This window comes from Oxalobacteraceae bacterium OTU3CINTB1, assembly GCA_024123955.1.
In the GTDB taxonomy this organism is placed as follows: domain Bacteria; phylum Pseudomonadota; class Gammaproteobacteria; order Burkholderiales; family Burkholderiaceae_D; genus Rugamonas.
On the sequence record CP099652.1, the window covers coordinates 4,220,026 to 4,239,355 of the forward strand.

Genomic DNA, 19,330 nt, shown 5'->3' on the forward strand with positions numbered 1-19,330 from the left:
ACCTCAACCTAGAAACAGACCATGACTACGGATCTTCAAGAACAAGCAGCCACCCCGCCGGACGAGAACAAGATCATCGCCGAGCGCCGCGCCAAGCTGGCAGCAATCCGCGAACAGGGCATCGCCTTCCCGAACGACTTCAAACCGGAGCACAAGGCGGCCGACCTGCACGCGCAGTACGGCGAGAAGTCGCGCGAAGAGCTGGAAGCCAATCCGGTCAATGTGGTACTGGCGGGCCGCATGATGCTCAAGCGCGAAGCCGGCAAGAAGGCCGCTTTCGCCACCTTGCAGGATTCGTCCGGCGCCAAAGCCGATGGCCGCATCCAGATCTACGCCACGCTGGACCTGACCGGCGAAGCCGCGATGGCCGCGCTGCACCACTACGACCTGGGTGACATCCTGGGCGTGGTCGGCACGCTGTTCAAGACCAAGACCGACGAACTGACCATCAAGGTCAGCGAACTGCGTCTGATCACCAAGTCGCTGCGCCCGCTGCCTGACAAATTCCACGGCCTGGCCGACCAGGAAACCAAGTACCGCCAGCGTTACGTCGATCTGATCATGAACGAGGAAACGCGACGCACCTTCAAGGCGCGCACCGCCGCGATTTCGTCGATGCGCCGTTTCATGGAAAAGAACGAATTCATGGAAGTTGAAACGCCGATGCTGCACGCCATTCCTGGCGGCGCGGCGGCCAAGCCTTTCATCACCCACCACAACGCGCTGGACATGCAGATGTTCCTGCGTATCGCGCCCGAGCTGTATCTGAAGCGCCTGGTGGTGGGCGGCTTCGACCGCGTGTTCGAGATCAACCGCAACTTCCGCAACGAAGGCGTGTCGATCCGTCACAACCCTGAATTCACGATGATGGAGTTCTACGCGGCCTACACCGACTACAAGTGGATCATGAACTTCACCGAGGAGATCATCCGCCAGGCCGCCATCGACGCCCACGGCACCGCCACCCTGACCTACGGCGGCAAGGAACTGGATCTGGCGAAGGCCTTCCACCGCCTGACCATCGTCGAAGCGATCAACAAGTACGCGCCAGGCTACACGCCGGAGCAGCTGAAGGACGCTGAGTTCATCAAGAAGGAACTGCTGAAGTTCGGCGTCAAGCCGTTCGCCACCGCCGGTCTGGGCGCGCTGCAACTGGCGCTGTTCGAGGAAACCGCCGAAGCGCAGCTGTGGGAACCGACCTTCATCATCGACTACCCGGCCGAAGTGTCGCCGCTGGCGCGCGCCTCCGACACGGAAGCGGGCATCACCGAGCGCTTCGAGCTGTTCATGGTCGGCCGCGAGATCGCCAACGGCTTCTCGGAGCTGAACGACGCCGAAGACCAGTCGGCCCGCTTCCTGGCCCAGGTGGCCGCCAAGGATGCGGGCGATGAAGAGGCGATGTTCTACGACGCCGACTACATCCGCGCGCTGGAATACGGCATGCCGCCGGCCGGCGGTTGCGGCATCGGCATCGATCGCCTGATGATGATCATCACCGACTCGCCGAACATCCGCGACGTGCTGCTGTTCCCGCACCTGCGCCGCGAAGAGTAAGACTGGCGCTCGCCGCAAAAGCCGCTTGTCAGCGGCTTTTTTTCGCCCGCGATGTTGCCATAAAAGAAATTATCAATTAGAATTCAAAGTTTCTTAATAATATTAATGTGGCATCGTGCGCAGCCACTTCTGAAGGACTTCATGAAGAAATTTGCAATACTAGTTGTTGCCTCGCTCCTCGGCGCCTGCGGTGGCGGCGGTGGCGGTGGCGGCGGCAACTCGACGGTGCCTCCGGGGAATCCGGGCACGGCGCCAAGCGGCAACAACGACCCCTGCCTCACGTTCTCGCCTAATCCGCTGAGCGTGAAGGCCACTCAGGGCTCCGCTGCCACTGCGGCGGTCCAGGCTACCGCCGCTTGCAACTTCCCCGGCATCGTCAACGCTGCCATTATCGACAACAAAGGTGTCTTCGACCCCAACACGGGGTTGATTGCCGCCTCGTCATACAGCTACACCGCTCAACTGCGGACCGTGCAAACCCTGCAGGCCGGCGTCTACGAGGGCGCGCTGGAAATCCGCCTGTGCAAGGACGATCCCAAAGTCTGCGCGCAGCCTCACCAGGGCTCGCCATGGCGCCTGCCCTATCGTATTCAAGTCGACCAACCTGTCGTCACGCCGTCCACTAGCTGGATCATTCCCGACACGCAGGTCATTGTGGCCGATGGCAACTCAACGATGGCGAGCCTGACGGCGCAAACCCCTGTTGGCTTGTCCGGTATCGCGCCGGTGACGTGGCGTGCCAGCATCGCCGCCGCGCCATGGCTCAAGCTCGTCAACGGCAATGGCGTCACGAATGCCTCCAGCCTTCAGGTGGCGGTCGATTCCGCCGAGTTCGGCAAGCTCGACAACTTCGCCGACCACAAAGCCCTCGTCACCATCACGGCAGACCAACCCGACGTGCCGCCGACCACCACCGCTATTACGCTAAGGAAAGCGCTCCCCGAGCTGACCTATGTCGGGCCTTACACCATACTGCCGGGCGAATCGACGCAGTTGCGCTTGCGCGGACACGGTCTGTCCACTCTCGGCAATCCCGCGAAATCGCTGCAAGTCAGCGGCGTCAACATTAGCAATGTGCAAGTGATCAACGACAGCGAAGTCACGGTACTCGCGTCCGCCGGCAGCGCGGGCGCCGCGCGCTTTTCCATTCCCAACGCGATGGGGATCGATACCGGCGGCGCCACCGTGAAGATTGTGTTCCCGACAAAGTTAGCCTATCAAGCTTTTGCCACCGACGGCGAAAAAGGCACCGTGCGTTACGACGTCGAACGCCAGTCTTTGCTGTTGGTAAATCGCGCACAACAGAAAGTATTGCGCTATGCTTTCATTGCCGGCCGCTGGGGGACGGGAAGCGTTGCGATCAAGGACGCCGACGATGCCGCGCTCAGCCCCGACGGCCAGTCGTTGGTAGTGACCTCCACTTCCGGATTGCTTTCGCTGCTCGATCCCGCCACGCTGGCACTGCAGGCCAGCTATCAAAGCGCCGCTTACCTAGCTTCGCCATACTATATTACATCCCGCCTGGCGATAACCAATGATGGCCGCGCGTGGTTCCCCCAGGGTCATGGGAGCACCATTCTGGCGTATTTCGATTTACGCACACGCCAATTTGGACGGCACGGCGACGCTTACAACGACGGGCCATGGTTCTCGCTGTCCGGCGACGGCGAGCGCCTGGTGATGATTCAGTCCGCGTCCCCCTTTCCGACCGGCCCGGTGCAGTATATGGACGCGAGCGACGGTGTAATCCGTAAAAACCCAGACGCGAACCTGTCGATGTTTCACACGTCTTCCCAGAGCCGCGATGGGGACCGTATCATCTTCGACGATCGGGAAGTCCGTGATCGCCAATTTAACAAACTCGGAAGGTTCGCGGTGGACGACGTGGGTTACGCCGGCCTCTCCCATGGCTCAGTGATCTCACCTGACGGATTGCGCGCCTACGCCATGTACCTTGGTCCCTTGACGGATCCGGATATGAAACCGCGTATTTATGTCTTCGACACCAGCAAAGCCGTTGATGGCGTGTTTCCTGTCGTGGGCTTTTTCAATGTCGCCGATACGCCGACGAGCTGCATGCGGAGCGAATCCTACTGCGACCCGCGTATGTCGACCGCCATCAGCCCGGACGCCAAGACGCTGTTCTTCGCCGGGAACAAAAACGTGCTGGTCATTCCGGTGCCAGTCGCGCTTGCACATTGAGTAAACTTGCGATGGGCGCGCGTCAGGCCGCGCCCATCGCAGCCCGCCGGATAGCTCACATATAGCCATACGGTGGCGGGTCTGACGATTTATGTGCGGTCGGCGCGTTACGAATCGAAAGGCTCCCTGCGGGAATTCTGGCACAGGCCTAGAATAGGGCCACACCGTCGCCAGGAGTCCACTATGCACCTCACGCTGCAAAACCAGACCGCCATCGTCACCGGCGCCAATTCCGGACTCGGACGCGGCATCGCGCTGGCATTTGCCAAAGCCGGCGCCAACGTCGTCGTCAATTATCACAGCCACCAGGACCAGGCCGACGAAGTGGTCGCGCTGATCGCCGCCGACGGCGGACAGGCCATCGCGGTGCAGGCCGACGTCGGCGAAGAACCCGACGTGCTGGCCCTGTTCGACGCGGCCGTCAAGCGTTTCGGCACCGTCGATATCGTGGTAGCCAACTCCGGCCGCCAGGACGACGCGCCCAGCGCCGACATGACCCTGGCCCAGTGGGAAGGCGTCCTCAAAACCAATCTGACCGGCCAATTCCTGTGCATGCGCGAGGCGGTGCGCCTGTTCCGCAAACAGGGCCAGCGCGAAGTCTCGCGCGCGCTCGGCAAGATCATCTGCATGAGTTCCGTCCACCAGCGCATTCCGTGGGCAGGCCATGTCAACTACGCGGCGTCCAAGGGCGGCGTGCACCTGCTGATGGAAACCATGGCGCAGGAAGTCGCGCCGGAGAAAATCCGCATCAACGCCATCGCGCCGGGCGCGATCAAGACGCCGATCAACGCGGAGGTCACCGCTGATGGCGGCAGTCCGGAACTGCTTAAGCTGATCCCCTATGGCCGCGTGGGCAAGCCGGAGGATGTCGCCAACGCGGCGTTGTTCCTGGCCTCCGACCTGGCGGACTACGTGGTCGGCAGCACGCTGTTCGTCGATGGCGGCATGTCGCTGTATCCGGGCTTCGAGGACAACGGCTGATGGCCGCCGGCGCAAAAGGCAAATGGGTCGCCAAAATCAACCCGAAGGCCCGGGAACGCGCCGAACGTGACATCGCCGACCACGGCGTGATCGGCAACCTTGGCACCATCGCGCTGGTGGCCTGCGACGGCGCCATCGACTACATGTGCTGGCCGAACCTCGACAGTCCCAGCATCTTCGCAGCGCTCCTCGATGCGGAAAAAGGCGGCGTGTTCGAACTGACGCCGGAAATCGACGATCCGCGCATCGTGCAAATGTACCTGCCCGACACCAACGTCCTGCTGACCCGCTGGATGGGCAGCGACGCCAGCGCCGAAATCACCGACCTGATGATCGACACGGCCGATGTCGGCGAGACCCCTACGCGGCTGGTGCGGCGGGTGACCGCCACCCGCGGCACCGTCACCATCCGCATGCGATGTGCGCCGCGCTACGACTACGCGCGCGTGGTGCCGTCTGTCGCGATCAAAAAAGGTAGTGTGATCTTTTCCGGCAAAGGCAATCCATCGATTCGCCTGAGCGGCGACGCCGATTTTATTAAGGCTGACGGCGAGGCGAGCGCCAACGTGGTGCTGCGCGCCGGTCAGAGTGTCACCTTCATGCTCGACGAACCGGACGAAGACTTGGCCGACGCCGACACCATCGGCCAGCTGATCGACGCCACCATCGTCCGCTGGCGCGCGTGGGCGGCGCAATCGACCTACAAGGGCCGCTGGCGCGACGCCGTCACCCGTTCGGCGCTGGTGCTCAAGCTGTTGACGTCGCGCCGCCATGGCTCCATCGCCGCCGCCGCGACCTTCGCGCTGCCGGAGGCCAAAGGCGGTGTGCGCAACTGGGACTACCGCGCCGCGTGGATACGCGACTCGTCGTTCTCGATCTACGCGCTGATGCGGCTCGGTTATCACAACGAAGCCAAGGACTTCTACCGCTGGCTGGGCGATCGCGCGCTCCACTCCAGCAAGGGCGGGCAGCTGCAGGTGATGTATGCGCTGGACGGCGGAGAGATCGCGCCGGAACGCTCGCTGGATCACTTGTCCGGCTATGGCGGCGCGGCGCCGGTCCGCATCGGCAACGACGCCGTCACGCAACTGCAGCTCGACATCTACGGCGAGTTGATGGACTCGATCTACCTCAGTAACAAGTACGGTGAAGCGATTTCGCATGACCGCTGGCAGGGAGCCTGCCGGGTGATCGACTATGTTTGCCGGCACTGGAACGAGGCCGACGCGGGCATTTGGGAGGTGCGCGGCCCGCCAAGCCATCATTTGCATTCGCGGCTGATGTGCTGGGTGGCGATCGACCGGGCGATAAGGCTGGCCAGCAAACGCTCGCTAGCGGCGCCGTTCACGCGCTGGATCAAGGTGCGCAACGCCATCCACGATGACATCTGGTCCAATTTCTGGAACGAGAAGCTGGGGCATTTCGTCGAGGAGCGCGGCGGCAAGGATCTGGACGCGGCCTTGTTGCTGATGCCTTTGGTGCGCTTCGTCGGCGCCACCGATCCGCGCTGGCTCGCCACCCTGGACGCTATCGGCAAACGGCTCACCGATGACGGCATGGTGTACCGCTACAAGCGCGACGACGGCTTGCCGGGCAAGGAAGGCGCGTTCTCGGCGTGTTCGTTCTGGTATGTGGAATGCCTGGCGCGCGCCGGTCGCATGGACGAGGCACGGATGATCTTTGAAAAGCTGCTGAAGTACGCAAATCACTTGCAGCTTTATGCGGAGGAATTTGACGAGCGTGCCAAATTGATCGGCAATTTCCCGCAAGGGTTCACGCATTTGGCACTGGTCAGCGCCGCCTTCTACATCGACCGCGAGATGGAGGGTCGCGGCCAACGGGATTGGCCAGCGTGAAAAACCCCGCACCGTAAAAGGGGTCGTACCCAGTACGGGGTACGACCCCACCACCACGCACACGCGACATCAGGCGCGCAGGGTCGTTGGGTTTATTGGATCACCCGATAGCACGGCGTGTACGCCTTGCCCGCCAACTTCATCCGGCTTTGCTCGACGAACGACGCCAGCAGCGCGTCCATCGGCCCCATGATCTCCCTGTCGCCATGGATCTCGAAATGGCCGAACTTTTCGATCGCGCGGATCCCCTCGTCCTTGACGTTACCCGCGACCACACCCGAAAACGCCCGACGCAGATTCGCCGCCAGCAGATGCACTTCCTGGTTCTTGTGCAGGCTCAGATTGCGCATGTTCTCGTGCGTCGGCGCGAACGGCTTCTGGAACTCGCGGTCGATCTTCAGGCCCCAGTTGTAGTAGTAAGCGTCGCTACGGCTCTTGCGGAATTCGCGCACCTGCTTGATCCCGGCCTGCATCTCGCGCGCCACCAGTTCCGGATCGTCGATGATGATCTTGTAGCGCTGCTGCGCTTCAGGTCCCAAGGTGTCGAGGATGAATTGGTTGATCTGCACGAAGTACTCGCGCGACGTCTCCGGTCCGGTGAACACCAGCGGGAACGGAATCTCCGCGTTATCCGGATGCAGCAGGATACCCAGGATGTACAGGATCTCCTCGGCCGTGCCGGCGCCGCCCGGGAACACGACGATGCCATGACCGGTGCGCACGAACGCCTCCAGACGCTTCTCGATATCCGGCATGATCACCAGTTCATTGACGATCGGGTTCGGCGATTCGGCGGCGATGATGCCCGGTTCCGTAATGCCCAGGTAGCGGCCATGCGACAGGCGCTGCTTGGCGTGGCCGATGGTGGCGCCCTTCATCGGGCCTTTCATCGCGCCCGGACCGCAGCCGGTGCAGATGTCCAGGTCGCGCAGGCCCATTTGATAGCCCACTTCCTTCGAGTAGTTATACTCGGCGCGGTTGATCGAGTGTCCGCCCCAGCACACCACCAGATTCGGGTTCAGCATCGGCTTGAGCACGCCCGCGTTGCGCAGGATGTGGAAGACCGCGTCGGTGATGTCCTCGGTGCGGTTCATGTCGAACTTCTGCGTATCGGTCACCTCGTTGCTGACGAAGACGATATCGCGCAGCACCGCGAACAGGTGTTCGTGGATGCCTTTGATCATTTTGCCGTCGACGAAGGCGATCGCCGGCGCGCCCTTGATGTCGAGCTTGATGCCGCGCTCGCGCTGCACGATGCTGATCGAGAAGGACTCGTAACGCTCCAGCAGCTCCTTGCCGTCGTCGATGGTGCTGCCGCAATTGAGCACGGCCAGTGCGCAATTGCGGAAGACGTTATATAGGCCGCCCTGGCTAGTGTCGAGCAGCTTGTTCACTTCCGCCTTCGACAGGATCTCCAGCTGTCCTTCGGGCGAAATCAAAGTATCGATAACGTCATGTTCCATGTTGCGTAAATCCTTATTCAGATTCGATGTCACGTAGTAGGCCTGCAATGCCAATATACGACAACTCGGCAATCTTCGGGGCGGAGATTGTGCGCCGCAATTATTCCCGGCCGATTCGGGATTTATTATCACAAATGACACAATCTTGCAGCGGTTGCCTCAAAAAGTGCGTCACGTCGCGTTTGTAGATTAAAATGGCGCCCAATTTGGCCCCCCACAAGGGAGCCGGAGACACTTTTCATCGATCATAAATTAGGAGAAGCCGCATGAGCGGTGCTACCACCACCAACACGGAAGTTGCCATTCCCGAGTTCAAACAGATCATGGGCCACCCGGCCCCGCTCTGGATGTTGTTCATGACCGAATTCTGGGAGCGTTTCGCTTTCTACGGCATCCGTTGGGCGCTCGTGCTCTACGTCGTCGCACAATTCTATAACGGCGATTCGTCCGGCGAATCGGCCGCCAACCTGGTCTACGGCTCCTACCTCGCGCTGGTCTACGCCGCCGCGCTGTTCGGCGGCTATGTCGCCGACCGCGTGCTGGGATACCAGCGCTCCATCCTGGTCGGCGCGGCCTTCATGGCCGCCGGCCTGTTCATGATCGCCTTCCCCGACCAGACGGTGTTCAAGCTTGGCCTGGCCACCATCATCGTCGGTAACGGCATGTTCAAGCCGAACATCTCGACCATGGTCGGCAAGCTGTACTCCACCGGCGACACGCGCCGCGACTCCGGCTTCACCATTTTCTACATGGGGATCAACTCCGGCGCGATGGTCGCCCCGGTACTGACCGAGTGGCTCGCCACTGCGGTCTTCGGCACCAACGGCATGCCCGCTTACAAAGTGGTGTTCATGTCGGCCGGCGTCGGCATGTTGATCAGTCTTGTGTGGTTCTTCATCGGCCGGCGCAAGCTGCAAGGCATCGGCGCCCCGGACGCGCAAACCAGCGATCCGAAACGCCTGGTTTACGTCGTCCTTGGCTCGCTGTGCGTGATCCCGGTGGTCTACATGCTGCTCGCCGCCGGCGCCAAGAGCCTGCAGGCCGTGTTGACGGTGCTATTCATCCTGCTGGCGATCATGCTGATGGTCGAGGGGATCAAGAACGGCAAGGTCGCGCGCGACCGCGTCATCGCCATGCTGCTGATCTTCTTCTTCAATATCATGTTCTGGATGTTCTTCGAACAGGCCGGCAGCTCGTTCACCTTCCTGGCCGAGAAAATCGTCGACCGCGAAATGTTCAACTGGACCTTCCCGGTGGCGTGGTTCCAGACCGTGAACTCGCTGGCGATCATCACCTTCGCGCCGTTGATCGCCTTCATCTGGGTCGCCATGCGCAACAAGAACCCGTCAATCCCGCGCAAGTTCGGCCTGGGCCTGCTGTTCAATGGCGCCGCCTTCGGCCTGCTGATGTACGCGCTGTCGATGCTGGTCAATATCGACAACAAGATCCCGTTCTGGACCCTGTTCATGGTCTACGTGCTGCAATCGATCGGTGAGCTGTGCCTGTCGCCGATCGGCCTGTCGATGGTGACCAAGCTGGCGCCGACGCGCCTGGTCGGCCTGGGCATGGGCGGCTGGTTCCTGTCGACCGGTATCGGCAACAACCTGTCGGGCATCTTCGCCTCGGCGGTGTCAGGCGAAAGCGGCATGTCGGTGACCTCCGCGCTGTCCGGCTACACCTTCGGCTTCTATTCGCTGATGGCCGGCGGCGTGCTGCTGTTCCTCATCGCGCCGTTGATTCAAAAGCTGATGCACGGCGTGAAGTAACCGCCCGCTTAGCCAAGCGCTCACACAGGCAAATGCCGTCCGGTTCGTACCGGACGGCATTTTTTTTGGCTTCATCGTTTTTACCACGTTATTGCGCCGCGTCATGCTTTCTCCAAATAAGGGTGCTACATTCCATTACCGAGCGCTTGCTTTGTTTTCGATCATGGCGCCGGCGACAGCTTCTCATTTCCTAAAAAATAACTAACGGAGACAAAATGAAGAATCGCTTCTGGAAATACGTATCAATGGCCCTCATCGCCATCACCGCCCTGCCCGCGCCGTCCTGGGCCGCCGGCTACACCCAAACCAAGTATCCGATCGTGATGGTGCACGGCTTTTTGGGCTTCGAGAGCGTCGGACCGCTTGAATATTTTTACGGTATCACCTCCGCCCTGCGCAGCGGGGGCGCCAAGGTCTACGTAACGACCGTCTCCGCCGCCAACAGCACCGAGGTGCGCGGCGAGCAGATGCTCACCCAGGTCAAGCAAATCCTGGCGGTCACCGGCGCGGCCAAGGTCAACCTGATCGGGCATAGCCACGGCGGTCCGACGGCCCGCTACGTGGCCTCGGTCAGGCCGGACCTGGTGGCCTCGGTCACCAGCGTGGGCGGCGTGAACAAGGGCTCGAAGGTGGCCGATATCCTGATGGACAACGCTCCCGGCGCCAGCACCGTGGTGCTCGGTGCGGTCGCCAATCTGATGAGCATCGTGTCGAACAACACCGGCAAGCCGCAGGACGCCAGGGCGGCCATGACGTCGCTCACCACCGCCGGCTCGCTGGCGTTCAACGCCCGCCATCCTGAGGGCGTGCCGTTGTCGGCCTGCGGCGAAGGCGCGTATCAAGAGGGCGGCGTCTACTACTTCTCCTGGAGCGGCGGCAAACAGCTCACCAACGTGCTCGATCCGCTCGACGCGCCGCTCGCGCTGACGGCGCTGGCCTTCAACGGCGAGAAAAACGATGGCCTGGTCGCCAGTTGTTCGAGTCATCTCGGCCGCGTGATCCGCGACGACTACGCAATGAACCACCTCGACGAAATCAACCAGACGGCCGGCTTGGTCAGCCTGTTCGAAACCAGTCCGGTGACGGTGTTCCGCCAGCAGGCCAACCGCCTGCAGGGCCTGGGCCTCTAGGAGCGCGGCATGCACACGAACGTGAAGAGAGCCGGGATCGCCGCCCTGCTGCTGGCCGGCTGCGTGCTGTATTTCAGCCGCGACGAGGCGACGCCCGCGCCGCCGCAGAGGCGGGAGCCAGGTTCCGCCCCCTTCGCGTTCGTGCCCTCGATGGAAGGCACGCGCCCGGACGGCGACATCAAGACGCTGGCCGGCGACCAGCTGGTGGTCGACGCGGAACTCGGGCATCTGTTCGACTATTATCTGGCGGGGCTCGGCGAGAAGGGCCTGGACGCGATCCGGACGGAGATCGAGCGGGAGCTCGATCGGCGCCTCAAGCCCGGACCGGCGCGGCAGGCCAAACAGCTGCTGTCAAGTTACCTGGCCTATAAACAGGCGCTGGCGGGCGTCGAATCGACGCTGGCGCCGTCGGGCGACGTGGCGCGCTCGGCGCGCGCGCGGCTGGCGGCGATGCGCGCCCTGCGCTCGACGTATTTCACCCCCGAGCAAAGCGCAGGCCTGTTCGGCGCGACCGATATCGCGGACGACGACGCGGTGGCGCGGCTGGAGGTGGACGTCGACAAGACCTTGAGCGCGGAACAGAAACAGGCCAAAGTGGCGGAGCTGGACCGGCGCATGCCGCCGGCCTTGCGCGAGGAGCGCGAGGCGCCCGCAAAAATCATCCGTCTGGAGGAATCCGTGGCGCAGCTGCGGGCCGGCGGTGCGGGCGACAATGAGGTCTACAGCGTGCGCGCGGCGGCGTTTTCGCCGGAGGCGGCAGCGCGCCTGGCCGACGTCGACCGCGACGAGGCGGCGTGGAAAGCCCGCATCGGCGCCTATCAAACGCAGCGCGCGACATTGCTGGCGCAACCGGCGCAACAGAAAGACGCCGCGCTACAACGCCTGCGCGATGCAAGCTTCACCCCGGAGGAACAGCGCCGCCTCGGCGCCTACGAATAACCAGGCGCCGATCCACCATCACGTACGCTGCATCGGATTGGCGTTCAACCAATCCTGCAGCTTGTCGGCGGTATCGGCCGGCAGATGCAAGCCCAGTTTGGAACGCCGCCACAAAATATCCTGCGCCGTCCGCGCCCACTCGTAGCGGCGCAGATATTCCACCTCCGTCGCGAACAACCCCGGCGCGATCTGCTCGCCCATGTCCGCCACATCGGTGCGGTCGCACAGCAGCGTATGAATCCGCGTGCCATATGCCCGCGCATAGCGCAGCACCAGCAGCGGCGGCAGCCACGCATAGCGCGCCTGCATGGTGCGCACCCACGCGTCGAACTGCAGCACCGATTTATTCTGCGGCTCGGCGCCGTAGACGTCTCCTCCCGGCAGGCAGGCTTTATGCGTCCATGCGCCGTGGCGGTTGTCCAGCGACTTGGCGATCAAATCCACCGCCTCCTCGGCGAGCTTGCGGAAGGTGGTGATCTTGCCGCCGAAAACACTGAGCATCGGCGGCCCGTCGTTGTCGACCTCCAGCCGGTAATCGCGGGTGACGGCCTTGGCGTCGGCGCCATCCTCGACCAGCGGACGCACGCCGGAATAGGTCCACACCACGTCCGCCGGCACGATCGGCTTGACGAAGTACTGGCTGGCCAACTGGCACAGGTAGGCGATTTCGTCCTCGCCGATGGCGACCTGGTTGGCGTCGCCGTGGTAATCGAGGTCGGTGGTGCCGATCAGCGTGAAATCGCGCTCGTAGGGAATGGCGAAGACGATGCGCCCGTCCGGATGCTGGAAGATATAGGCGTTGTCATGCTCGAAGATGCGCTTGACGACAATATGGCTGCCTTTGATCAGGCGCAGGTGGCCGCCGCCCTCCTTCGGCAACGCCGCGTGCAGCAGGTCGGCGGTCCAGGGGCCGGCGGCGTTGACAACGTAGCGGGCGTTGACGCGGATATTGCCGCAACTGGGCTTGTACAGGGTCGCCTCCCAGCCGGCCGCCTTGCGCACCAGCGCATTGCAGACCGCCTGAGTCAGGATGGTGGCGCCCTTTTCGCAAGCGTCGATGGCGTTCAGCACCACCAGCCGCGAATCGTCGACCCAGCCGTCCGAATAGATAAAGCCGCGCTGGAACTCGGGCTTGAGTGGCTTGCCGGCCGTGTGGCAGCGCAGGTTGACGCCGGACGACGCGGGCAACAGCTCGCGCTTGGCCAGCAGGTCGTAGAGCATCAAGCCGGCCCGGATCAGCAGCGCCGGACGCTGTCCTTTCGCGTGCGGCATCACGAAGCGCATTGGCCACATGATGTGCGGGGCCGCGCGCAGCAGCGTTTCGCGCTCGATCAGCGCCTTGCGCACCAGGTTGAATTCGTAGTATTCCAGATAACGCAGGCCGCCATGTATCAGCTTGGTCGACGCCGACGACGTGTGCGACGCCAGGTCGTCCTTTTCGCACAAGACCACCGATAGCCCCCGCCCCGCCGCGTCGCGCGCGATGCCGGCGCCGTTGATGCCGCCTCCCACTATCAGGACATCGCAATCGAGTGTGTGCTGCGGTTCCGCCATGTCTTCCCCGGTTGTATCGCCAAATTAACGTGTAACCCTCTAAGTTACTCTACGTTACGTGAAATTTGCCATTCCTCATAGGGTGCTGCACCTATTCCAGCCCAAAAAGCCACGTTCCGTTAAGGAAGATCAAATTCGGAACGAAATTTTGATGGTCTATAATCGGCCCACCTGTGACCATCGTGAGACCGAGCTTTGACCGCTTCCCCTACCGCACTACCCAAGTGGATGACCCGCCGTAACGCCATCCGGGGCTTTATCGTGGCCGGCGCGGCCGCCCTGATCGCCGGCGGCCTGCTGCTGGCCTACCTGCTGCTGATCGTGGCGCCCAATCTGCCGGCGCTCGACGCCGTGACCGACTACCGGCCCAAAATTCCGCTGCGCGTCTACACCGCCGATAACGCCCTGATTGGCGAATTCGGCGAGGAACACCGCGACTTCGTCCCGATCAAGGACATGCCAGAGCTGATGAAAAAAGCGGTGCTGGCCATCGAGGACAAGCGTTTTTATGACCATAATGGCATCGACTGGCGCCGCGCGCTGGGTGCGGCGCGCGCCAATGTGGGCGGCGGGTCGCGCCGCCAGGGCGGTTCCACCATCACCATGCAGGTGGCGCGCAATTTTTTCCTGACCCGCGACAAATTCTACGGCCGCAAGCTCAATGAGGTCATGCTGGCACTGAAGATCGAGGCGGCGCTGAGCAAGGACGAGATCCTGGAGCTGTACATGAACCAGATCTACCTGGGCCAGCGCTCGTACGGCTTTGGCAGCGCGGCGCAGACCTATTTCGGCAAATCGATCAAGGAGCTCGATGTCGCCGAAATGGCCATGCTGGCCGGCCTGCCGCAAAACCCGGCCCGCCACAACCCGGCGGTCAATCCGAAACGCGCCAAACAACGCCAGCGCGTGGTGCTGGCGTCGATGCGCGACCTCGATTACATCACCGAAGACCAGTACCAGAAGGCGCTGCACCAGACCTTGCGCGTGAGTACCCGCGGGCAGCAGTTCGAGACCCATGCCGAATACGTGGCCGAACTGGCGCGTCAGGTCGTCTACGCCCAGTTCAAGGAGGACTCGTACACCAAGGGGATCAGCGTCTACACCACCATCCTCAAGGCGGACCAGGACGCGGCGTATGAATCGGTGCGCCGCAATGTGCTCAACTACGACCAGCGCCACGGCTATCGCGGCCCGGAGGCCTTCATCACGCTGCCGGCCGGCGAGGAGGAGCGCGACGACGCCATCGAGGAAGCGCTGCAGAAGCGCCCGAGCAGCGACCGCCTGATTCCGGCCGTGGTGCTGGAAGCGGGTCCGAAAGCGGTCAAGGTGCAGAACCCGGCCGGCGAGGAGATCACCATCACCGGCGACGGCCTGCGCCTGGCCGCCGGCGCCCTCACCGACAAGGCAAAGGACGCCGTGCGCCTGCGGCCCGGGGCGGTGATCCGCATCATGCAGGGTAATAAGGACGCCTGGTCGATCTCGCAGGTGCCGCTGGTGGCGGCGGCCTTCGTGTCCATCGACGCCGTCAGCGGCGGCTACCACGCCCTGGTCGGCGGCTTCGATTACAACCTGCAGAAGTTCAACCACGTCACGCAGGCCTGGCGCCAGCCCGGTTCCGCGATCAAGCCTTTCGTCTATTCGGCCTCGCTGGAAAAGGGCTTTTCGCCGGCGACACTGCTGAACGACGCGCCGCTCGACCTGACCAGCGCCGAAACGGGCAACGAGCCATGGAGCCCGCGCAACGACGACGGCAAATTCGACGGCCCGATCACCATGCGCTACGCGCTGGCCGAATCGAAGAACGTGGTGTCGGTGCGCATCCTGCGTTCGATCACCGTGCCTTACGCGCACAACTACCTGGGCAAGTTCGGTTTCGACCTGGCCAAGCATCCGAAGAACCTGACCATGGCGCTGGGCACCGGCTCGGTCACGCCGGCGCAGATGGCCGGCGCCTACTCGGTGTTCGCCAATGGCGGCTACGCGGTCGAGCCGTATCTGATCGCCAAAATCGTCGATGGCGAGGGCAAGATCATCAGCGAGGCCAAGCCCCGCACCACCCTGCCCGACGAGGCCCGAGTGATCGATCCGCGCAACGCCTTTGTCACCGACAGCATGATGCGCGAAGTGACGCGCACCGGCACCGGCGGCGCCGTGGCGCGCCTGGGCCGTCACGACATGGCCGGCAAAACCGGCACCTCCAGCGAAGCGGTCGACGGCTGGTTCGCCGGCTACGGCGGCGGCATCGTGGCGGTATCGTGGATGGGTTACGACGATTCGAAATCGTTGGGCGGCAAGGAGTTCGGCGCCACCGTGGCGCTGCCGATCTGGATCGATTACATGAAGGTGGCGATGAAGGGCCGTCCGCCGCAGGACCGGCCGGTCCCGGCGGGCATGACGCAAGTCGGCGGCGAGTGGCTGTACGACGAATTCACCGGCGACGCGGCGCGCACCACGCTGGACATCGAGGAGACGCCACCGGGCGCCGAGAACATGGTGCCGATGGCGACCGGCGCGGAGAACATCGCGCCGGTACCGGCGCCAGCGCCGGCGCCGCGCAGCCAGTAACCGCGCTACCGGAACGCTCAGGCCGACAGATAGCCGCGCATCATCCGCACGGCGCTGTCGGCGAACATGTCGGGCGTGACATTGGCGGCGCGGTACTTCCAGCGCTTGACGTACCAGTCTTGGAAGGTGGCCATGATGTGGGCCGCGACCAGGTCCGCGCTGCCCGGCGGGCGGCCCGGAATCTGCGCGATGACGTCGGCGAACAGCGACTGCACGTACAGCTCCGACGCTTTGGCCGTGTGCCGGTGCTGCGCCTGCAGCACGCGCGAATCCATGAAAACGAAGTAAAACCACGGCTGCAAAATCTCGGACACATAGATCGACGCACGGATCAGCGCCTCGAGCTTGTCGAGCGGCTCGGCCAGGTCGTCGAACAGGCGCGGCATCTCGTGGGTCGCGTGGCGCACCACGTCCTCGATCATCTCGGCCAGTTGATCCTTGTTGCTGATATAACCGTACAGGCCGCCCATCGACAGGCCGGTCTCGTGGCACAGGTCGCGCAAATTCATCGCGCGGAAGCCGACCTCGTTGGCCAGCTTGAAGGTGGCGTTGAAGATGCGTTCGAGGTTTTCCAGTGCCGGTTTGCGGCGTTTCACCGTGATGCGCTCGGCATTGCGGTCCAGCAGATAAGACCAGATATTAACGCCGTCGAGCGGCGTCATGCTCTGGAATTGTTCCAAGTCGAATTGTGCCCGCAAGATGGTCTCTGATGTGGTTTTATTAATAACGTCTCCGTTCATCTTAGCACAGGGCTCCCGCGCCCCCGCTCTAAAAATAGGTGTTTTACCTAAATAGGTGTTTTAGCTATATTCCACTTGTTCTTCGGACACAATAACAGCAAAATTCCACCTTCATTCCACCCCGAACATCGGCTCCCTTGCAACTCCTCCGACCTCTTCCAGTCTGGCGCTTACTGATCGCGGTCATGTCGGCGGTGCCGGGGGCCACGCTGGCGCAAACCACCGCCAGCATCGACGAACTGGCCGATCTGGTGCTGGGCATCGTCCAATACACGCGTTGGCCGGGCGCGCTGCCGCCGCCTGGAGGAACGCACCGCCGTGCTGTTCATCGACATTCGCTGACCGCCGGCCTGCTGGGCGCTTGCGCCGCCCCAAACCCATTGAACCGGCAGCTACCGTCGTCACGGCGCGCCAGGCGGCGCTGCAGTCGCTGGGATTCAAGCCGACCACGCGCGGCTGGGAAAAGAGCCTGAGCACCGACGGTGGCGGCGACGTCGGCGGACGGGTGACATTCGGGTTTGACAATACCACCGAAGCCGGGCGCGCCCAAAATCGCCGCGTGACGATCATCGTCAGCGCGGTGTGACCGCGGTTCAATGGACGTAGCGGGCGATGAAGTAAACGCCCGTCATCAGCAGTGAGGCAAAGCCGTACAGCTTCCACATGTGGGACATCTGCATGTTATACAAGGTGATGCGCTGTTCCACCAGCGCATCCTTGAACTCGTCGCGCTGGTTGGCCAGAGCGTCCTTGAATTCCTCGCGTTGAGCGGACAGGGCCGCGAAGAAGTCCTCGCGCTGTTTGGCCAGCGCGTCCTTGAATTCCTCGCGCTGTTTGGCCAGCGCATTATTGAACTCCAGCTTATGCTCGTGCAGCAGCCCGATAATTCGCTCGGTTGACGCATGAATCTCATTGCGCAGCGACTGCACATCTTCCTTGGTCGCAAAGCTGGTTCGTATCACCGCCACATCCACCTCCACCGCCGACATGCGTTTCACGACCACTGCGAGACGTACTTCGACACGTCCATCATATGCGCCACGAGACGCGTTTTCAACCGGATTTTCTCGTTGTTGGCAGGCATGATCGCTCCTCGGGGCACGGCGGAATGACCAAGTTAACACACGCTACCCGCGCTTCGATTGAGGCGTATCATACAAAAAAAAGCAGCCACGGGGGCTGCTTCACTGTACCGCTACGCCACGAGGTGGCTTGCTTATTGTTCGAATCACACACAATATGCGGGTCGGCGGATTTCACGTCAACAGTTATCGCACACAGTGTGGCGCGCCGGGGACAATCGCCACCTGCGCATCAGCGTGACAATTTAACCGGCGGTCACGCGATTGCGCCCGGCCCGCTTGGCCTCGTATAAGGCTGCGTCGCCGGCCGAGATCAGCCGGATCAGGTCGTAGCCATGCTGATCCGAGCAAGCCACGCCAAGGCTGGCGGTGAAGCGCACCGTCACATCGCCGGTCGACACCACGGTCAGCTCGATGCCCGCCCGCAAACGTTCGGCCAGCCGCAACGCGTCGGCCAGGTTCAAATCATCGAGCACCAGCACGAACTCCTCGCCGCCGAAGCGCGCCAGCACATCATGTGGCCGCAACTCCATCCTCAGCAAGGCCGACAAATGGCGCAACACCTCGTCGCCGACCAGGTGGCCGTGGCTATCGTTGATCGCCTTGAAATGATCGGCATCGATCATCACCACCGCCAGGCTGCGCCCGCCGCGCTGGGCGCGCAGCGCCACCCGCTTGCCCTGCAGCTCCAGGCCGGCGCGGTTGAGCGTGCCGGTCAAGGTGTCGAGCGTCGACAGCCGGCGCAGGCGCTCGGCGTAACGCCGCATCACCATCACGATCAGCCCGAACGAGATGCAGATTTGCGCCAGCGGGATCACCAAAGCCGTCACCCCCATCATCAGCGCGTTGGTCGGATCGGACAAATCGGTATCCAGCAGCATGTGCGTACCGCGCAGCAGCAGCGCACAGCCGAGCGCAACAAAGCCGGTCACGCCGATGCAATCGACACGCCAGCCGCCATGGCGCGCGATGGCGGCGGCGCACCACAAATTGAGCAGGCCGAAATAGAAGCCGCTGAACACCAGCCGCGCGCAACGGCTGGGTTCGACCAAGGTGTAGTAACCAGGAACCAGCAGCGCGAGGCCGGTGATGAGCGCGATCATCGGCCACGACAAGGTGGCCGCGCCGTACACGCGCAGGCCGCGCAGCACCAACGCCAGCCCGAAAGCGATGATGCCGTAGCCGGCCACGCTGGTGAGCAGCGCCGGCAACGTCTCCAGCAGCGTCACGACCACGCCCGCCGACACGCAGACATTGCCCGCCGCCCACCAGCGCAACTCGGGCGGGCTGTCCGCGTAGTTGGCGGACGCGGCAACCAACGCCGTGGTCAGCAGGGTTACGCACAAATGGACCAGTAACAGGGTTTCGAGATGAAGCACGCCGGATGTCCGCGATGAGCAAGGGTTGGTCAAAAACAGCGCAGTATAGAACCAATCGACAGTTGCCGTGATGAAATTTCTGATATGCCCGCCGTTGTCCGTGTGAATCGGGTAGAGTG

The 19,330-nt window shown here is 62.7% G+C and carries 14 protein-coding genes; 9 read left to right on the plus strand and 5 right to left on the minus strand.

Annotated elements, in window-relative coordinates:
- The first annotated feature begins 21 nt into the window (after positions 1-21).
- The 4 genes from lysS (at position 22) to NHH73_18235 (ending at position 6,593) form a co-directional block, all read left to right on the plus strand.
- Entirely contained in the window at positions 22-1,554 is a 1,533-nt protein-coding gene (gene lysS, locus NHH73_18220) for a lysine--tRNA ligase (protein USX24549.1), read from the plus strand.
- A 141-nt stretch (positions 1,555-1,695) separates the two neighbouring features.
- Positions 1,696-3,756, plus strand: a complete 2,061-nt coding sequence (locus NHH73_18225; protein USX24550.1) for a hypothetical protein — start codon at positions 1,696-1,698, stop codon at positions 3,754-3,756.
- A gap of 183 nt (positions 3,757-3,939) precedes the next feature.
- Positions 3,940-4,737, plus strand: coding sequence for an SDR family oxidoreductase (locus NHH73_18230; protein ID USX24551.1), 798 nt, complete (start codon positions 3,940-3,942; stop codon positions 4,735-4,737).
- The gene (locus NHH73_18235; GenBank protein USX24552.1) at positions 4,737-6,593 is read left to right on the plus strand and encodes a glycoside hydrolase family 15 protein; all 1,857 of its coding nucleotides are present in this window, start codon (positions 4,737-4,739) and stop codon (positions 6,591-6,593) included. Before NHH73_18230 ends, NHH73_18235 begins: the two co-directional genes overlap by 1 nt.
- 92 nt (positions 6,594-6,685) lie before the next feature.
- Here NHH73_18235 and ppnN read toward each other — a convergent pair whose 3' ends face one another.
- On the minus strand, positions 6,686-8,056 hold the full coding sequence (gene ppnN / locus NHH73_18240) for a nucleotide 5'-monophosphate nucleosidase PpnN (GenBank protein USX24553.1): 1,371 nt from the start codon (positions 8,054-8,056) through the stop codon (positions 6,686-6,688).
- Positions 8,057-8,322: 266 nt separating this feature from the next.
- Between ppnN and NHH73_18245 the strand changes: the two genes are divergently transcribed.
- The 3 genes from NHH73_18245 (at position 8,323) to NHH73_18255 (ending at position 11,891) form a co-directional block, all read left to right on the plus strand.
- Positions 8,323-9,822 carry an oligopeptide:H+ symporter gene (locus NHH73_18245; GenBank protein ID USX24554.1) on the plus strand — a complete coding sequence of 500 codons (1,500 nt, stop codon included), beginning with the start codon at positions 8,323-8,325 and terminating at the stop codon, positions 9,820-9,822.
- A gap of 215 nt (positions 9,823-10,037) precedes the next feature.
- Positions 10,038-10,952, plus strand: a complete 915-nt coding sequence (locus tag NHH73_18250; protein USX24555.1) for a triacylglycerol lipase — start codon at positions 10,038-10,040, stop codon at positions 10,950-10,952.
- A gap of 9 nt (positions 10,953-10,961) precedes the next feature.
- Positions 10,962-11,891, plus strand: coding sequence for a lipase chaperone (locus NHH73_18255; GenBank protein ID USX24556.1), 930 nt, complete (start codon positions 10,962-10,964; stop codon positions 11,889-11,891).
- 18 nt (positions 11,892-11,909) lie between these two features.
- On the opposite strand, the gene glpD is transcribed toward NHH73_18255, so the two are convergent.
- Complete coding sequence (gene glpD, locus NHH73_18260) at positions 11,910-13,445, minus strand: glycerol-3-phosphate dehydrogenase (GenBank protein ID USX24557.1); 1,536 nt, start codon at positions 13,443-13,445, stop codon at positions 11,910-11,912.
- Positions 13,446-13,673: 228 nt separating this feature from the next.
- Here glpD and NHH73_18265 point away from each other — a divergent pair, with 228 nt between their 5' ends.
- Positions 13,674-16,010, plus strand: a complete 2,337-nt coding sequence (locus tag NHH73_18265; GenBank protein ID USX24558.1) for a PBP1A family penicillin-binding protein — start codon at positions 13,674-13,676, stop codon at positions 16,008-16,010.
- Between the two features lie 17 nt (positions 16,011-16,027).
- On the opposite strand, the gene NHH73_18270 is transcribed toward NHH73_18265, so the two are convergent.
- Positions 16,028-16,708, minus strand: coding sequence for a TetR/AcrR family transcriptional regulator (locus NHH73_18270; GenBank protein ID USX24559.1), 681 nt, complete (start codon positions 16,706-16,708; stop codon positions 16,028-16,030).
- A gap of 403 nt (positions 16,709-17,111) precedes the next feature.
- On the opposite strand from NHH73_18270, the gene NHH73_18275 reads away from it, so the two are divergent.
- Positions 17,112-17,336, plus strand: a complete 225-nt coding sequence (locus NHH73_18275) for a hypothetical protein (GenBank protein ID USX24560.1) — start codon at positions 17,112-17,114, stop codon at positions 17,334-17,336.
- Between the two features lie 7 nt (positions 17,337-17,343).
- On the opposite strand, the gene NHH73_18280 is transcribed toward NHH73_18275, so the two are convergent.
- On the minus strand, positions 17,344-17,748 hold the full coding sequence (locus tag NHH73_18280) for a hypothetical protein (protein ID USX24561.1): 405 nt from the start codon (positions 17,746-17,748) through the stop codon (positions 17,344-17,346).
- 329 nt (positions 17,749-18,077) lie between these two features.
- Complete coding sequence (locus NHH73_18285) at positions 18,078-19,211, minus strand: GGDEF domain-containing protein (protein USX24562.1); 1,134 nt, start codon at positions 19,209-19,211, stop codon at positions 18,078-18,080.
- Positions 19,212-19,330 lie beyond the last annotated feature (119 nt).

Coding starts and splice junctions, on each gene's coding strand:
- NHH73_18225 (USX24550.1), top strand. CDS start 1,696: ATGAAGAAATTTGCAATACTAGTTGTTGCCTCGCTCCTCGGCGCCTGC.
- NHH73_18245 (USX24554.1), top strand. CDS start 8,323: ATGAGCGGTGCTACCACCACCAACACGGAAGTTGCCATTCCCGAGTTC.
- NHH73_18230 (USX24551.1), top strand. CDS start 3,940: ATGCACCTCACGCTGCAAAACCAGACCGCCATCGTCACCGGCGCCAAT.
- ppnN (USX24553.1), bottom strand. CDS start 8,056: ATGGAACATGACGTTATCGATACTTTGATTTCGCCCGAAGGACAGCTG.
- NHH73_18235 (USX24552.1), top strand. CDS start 4,737: ATGGCCGCCGGCGCAAAAGGCAAATGGGTCGCCAAAATCAACCCGAAG.
- NHH73_18250 (USX24555.1), top strand. CDS start 10,038: ATGAAGAATCGCTTCTGGAAATACGTATCAATGGCCCTCATCGCCATC.
- NHH73_18265 (USX24558.1), top strand. CDS start 13,674: ATGACCCGCCGTAACGCCATCCGGGGCTTTATCGTGGCCGGCGCGGCC.
- lysS (USX24549.1), top strand. CDS start 22: ATGACTACGGATCTTCAAGAACAAGCAGCCACCCCGCCGGACGAGAAC.
- NHH73_18255 (USX24556.1), top strand. CDS start 10,962: ATGCACACGAACGTGAAGAGAGCCGGGATCGCCGCCCTGCTGCTGGCC.
- glpD (USX24557.1), bottom strand. CDS start 13,445: ATGGCGGAACCGCAGCACACACTCGATTGCGATGTCCTGATAGTGGGA.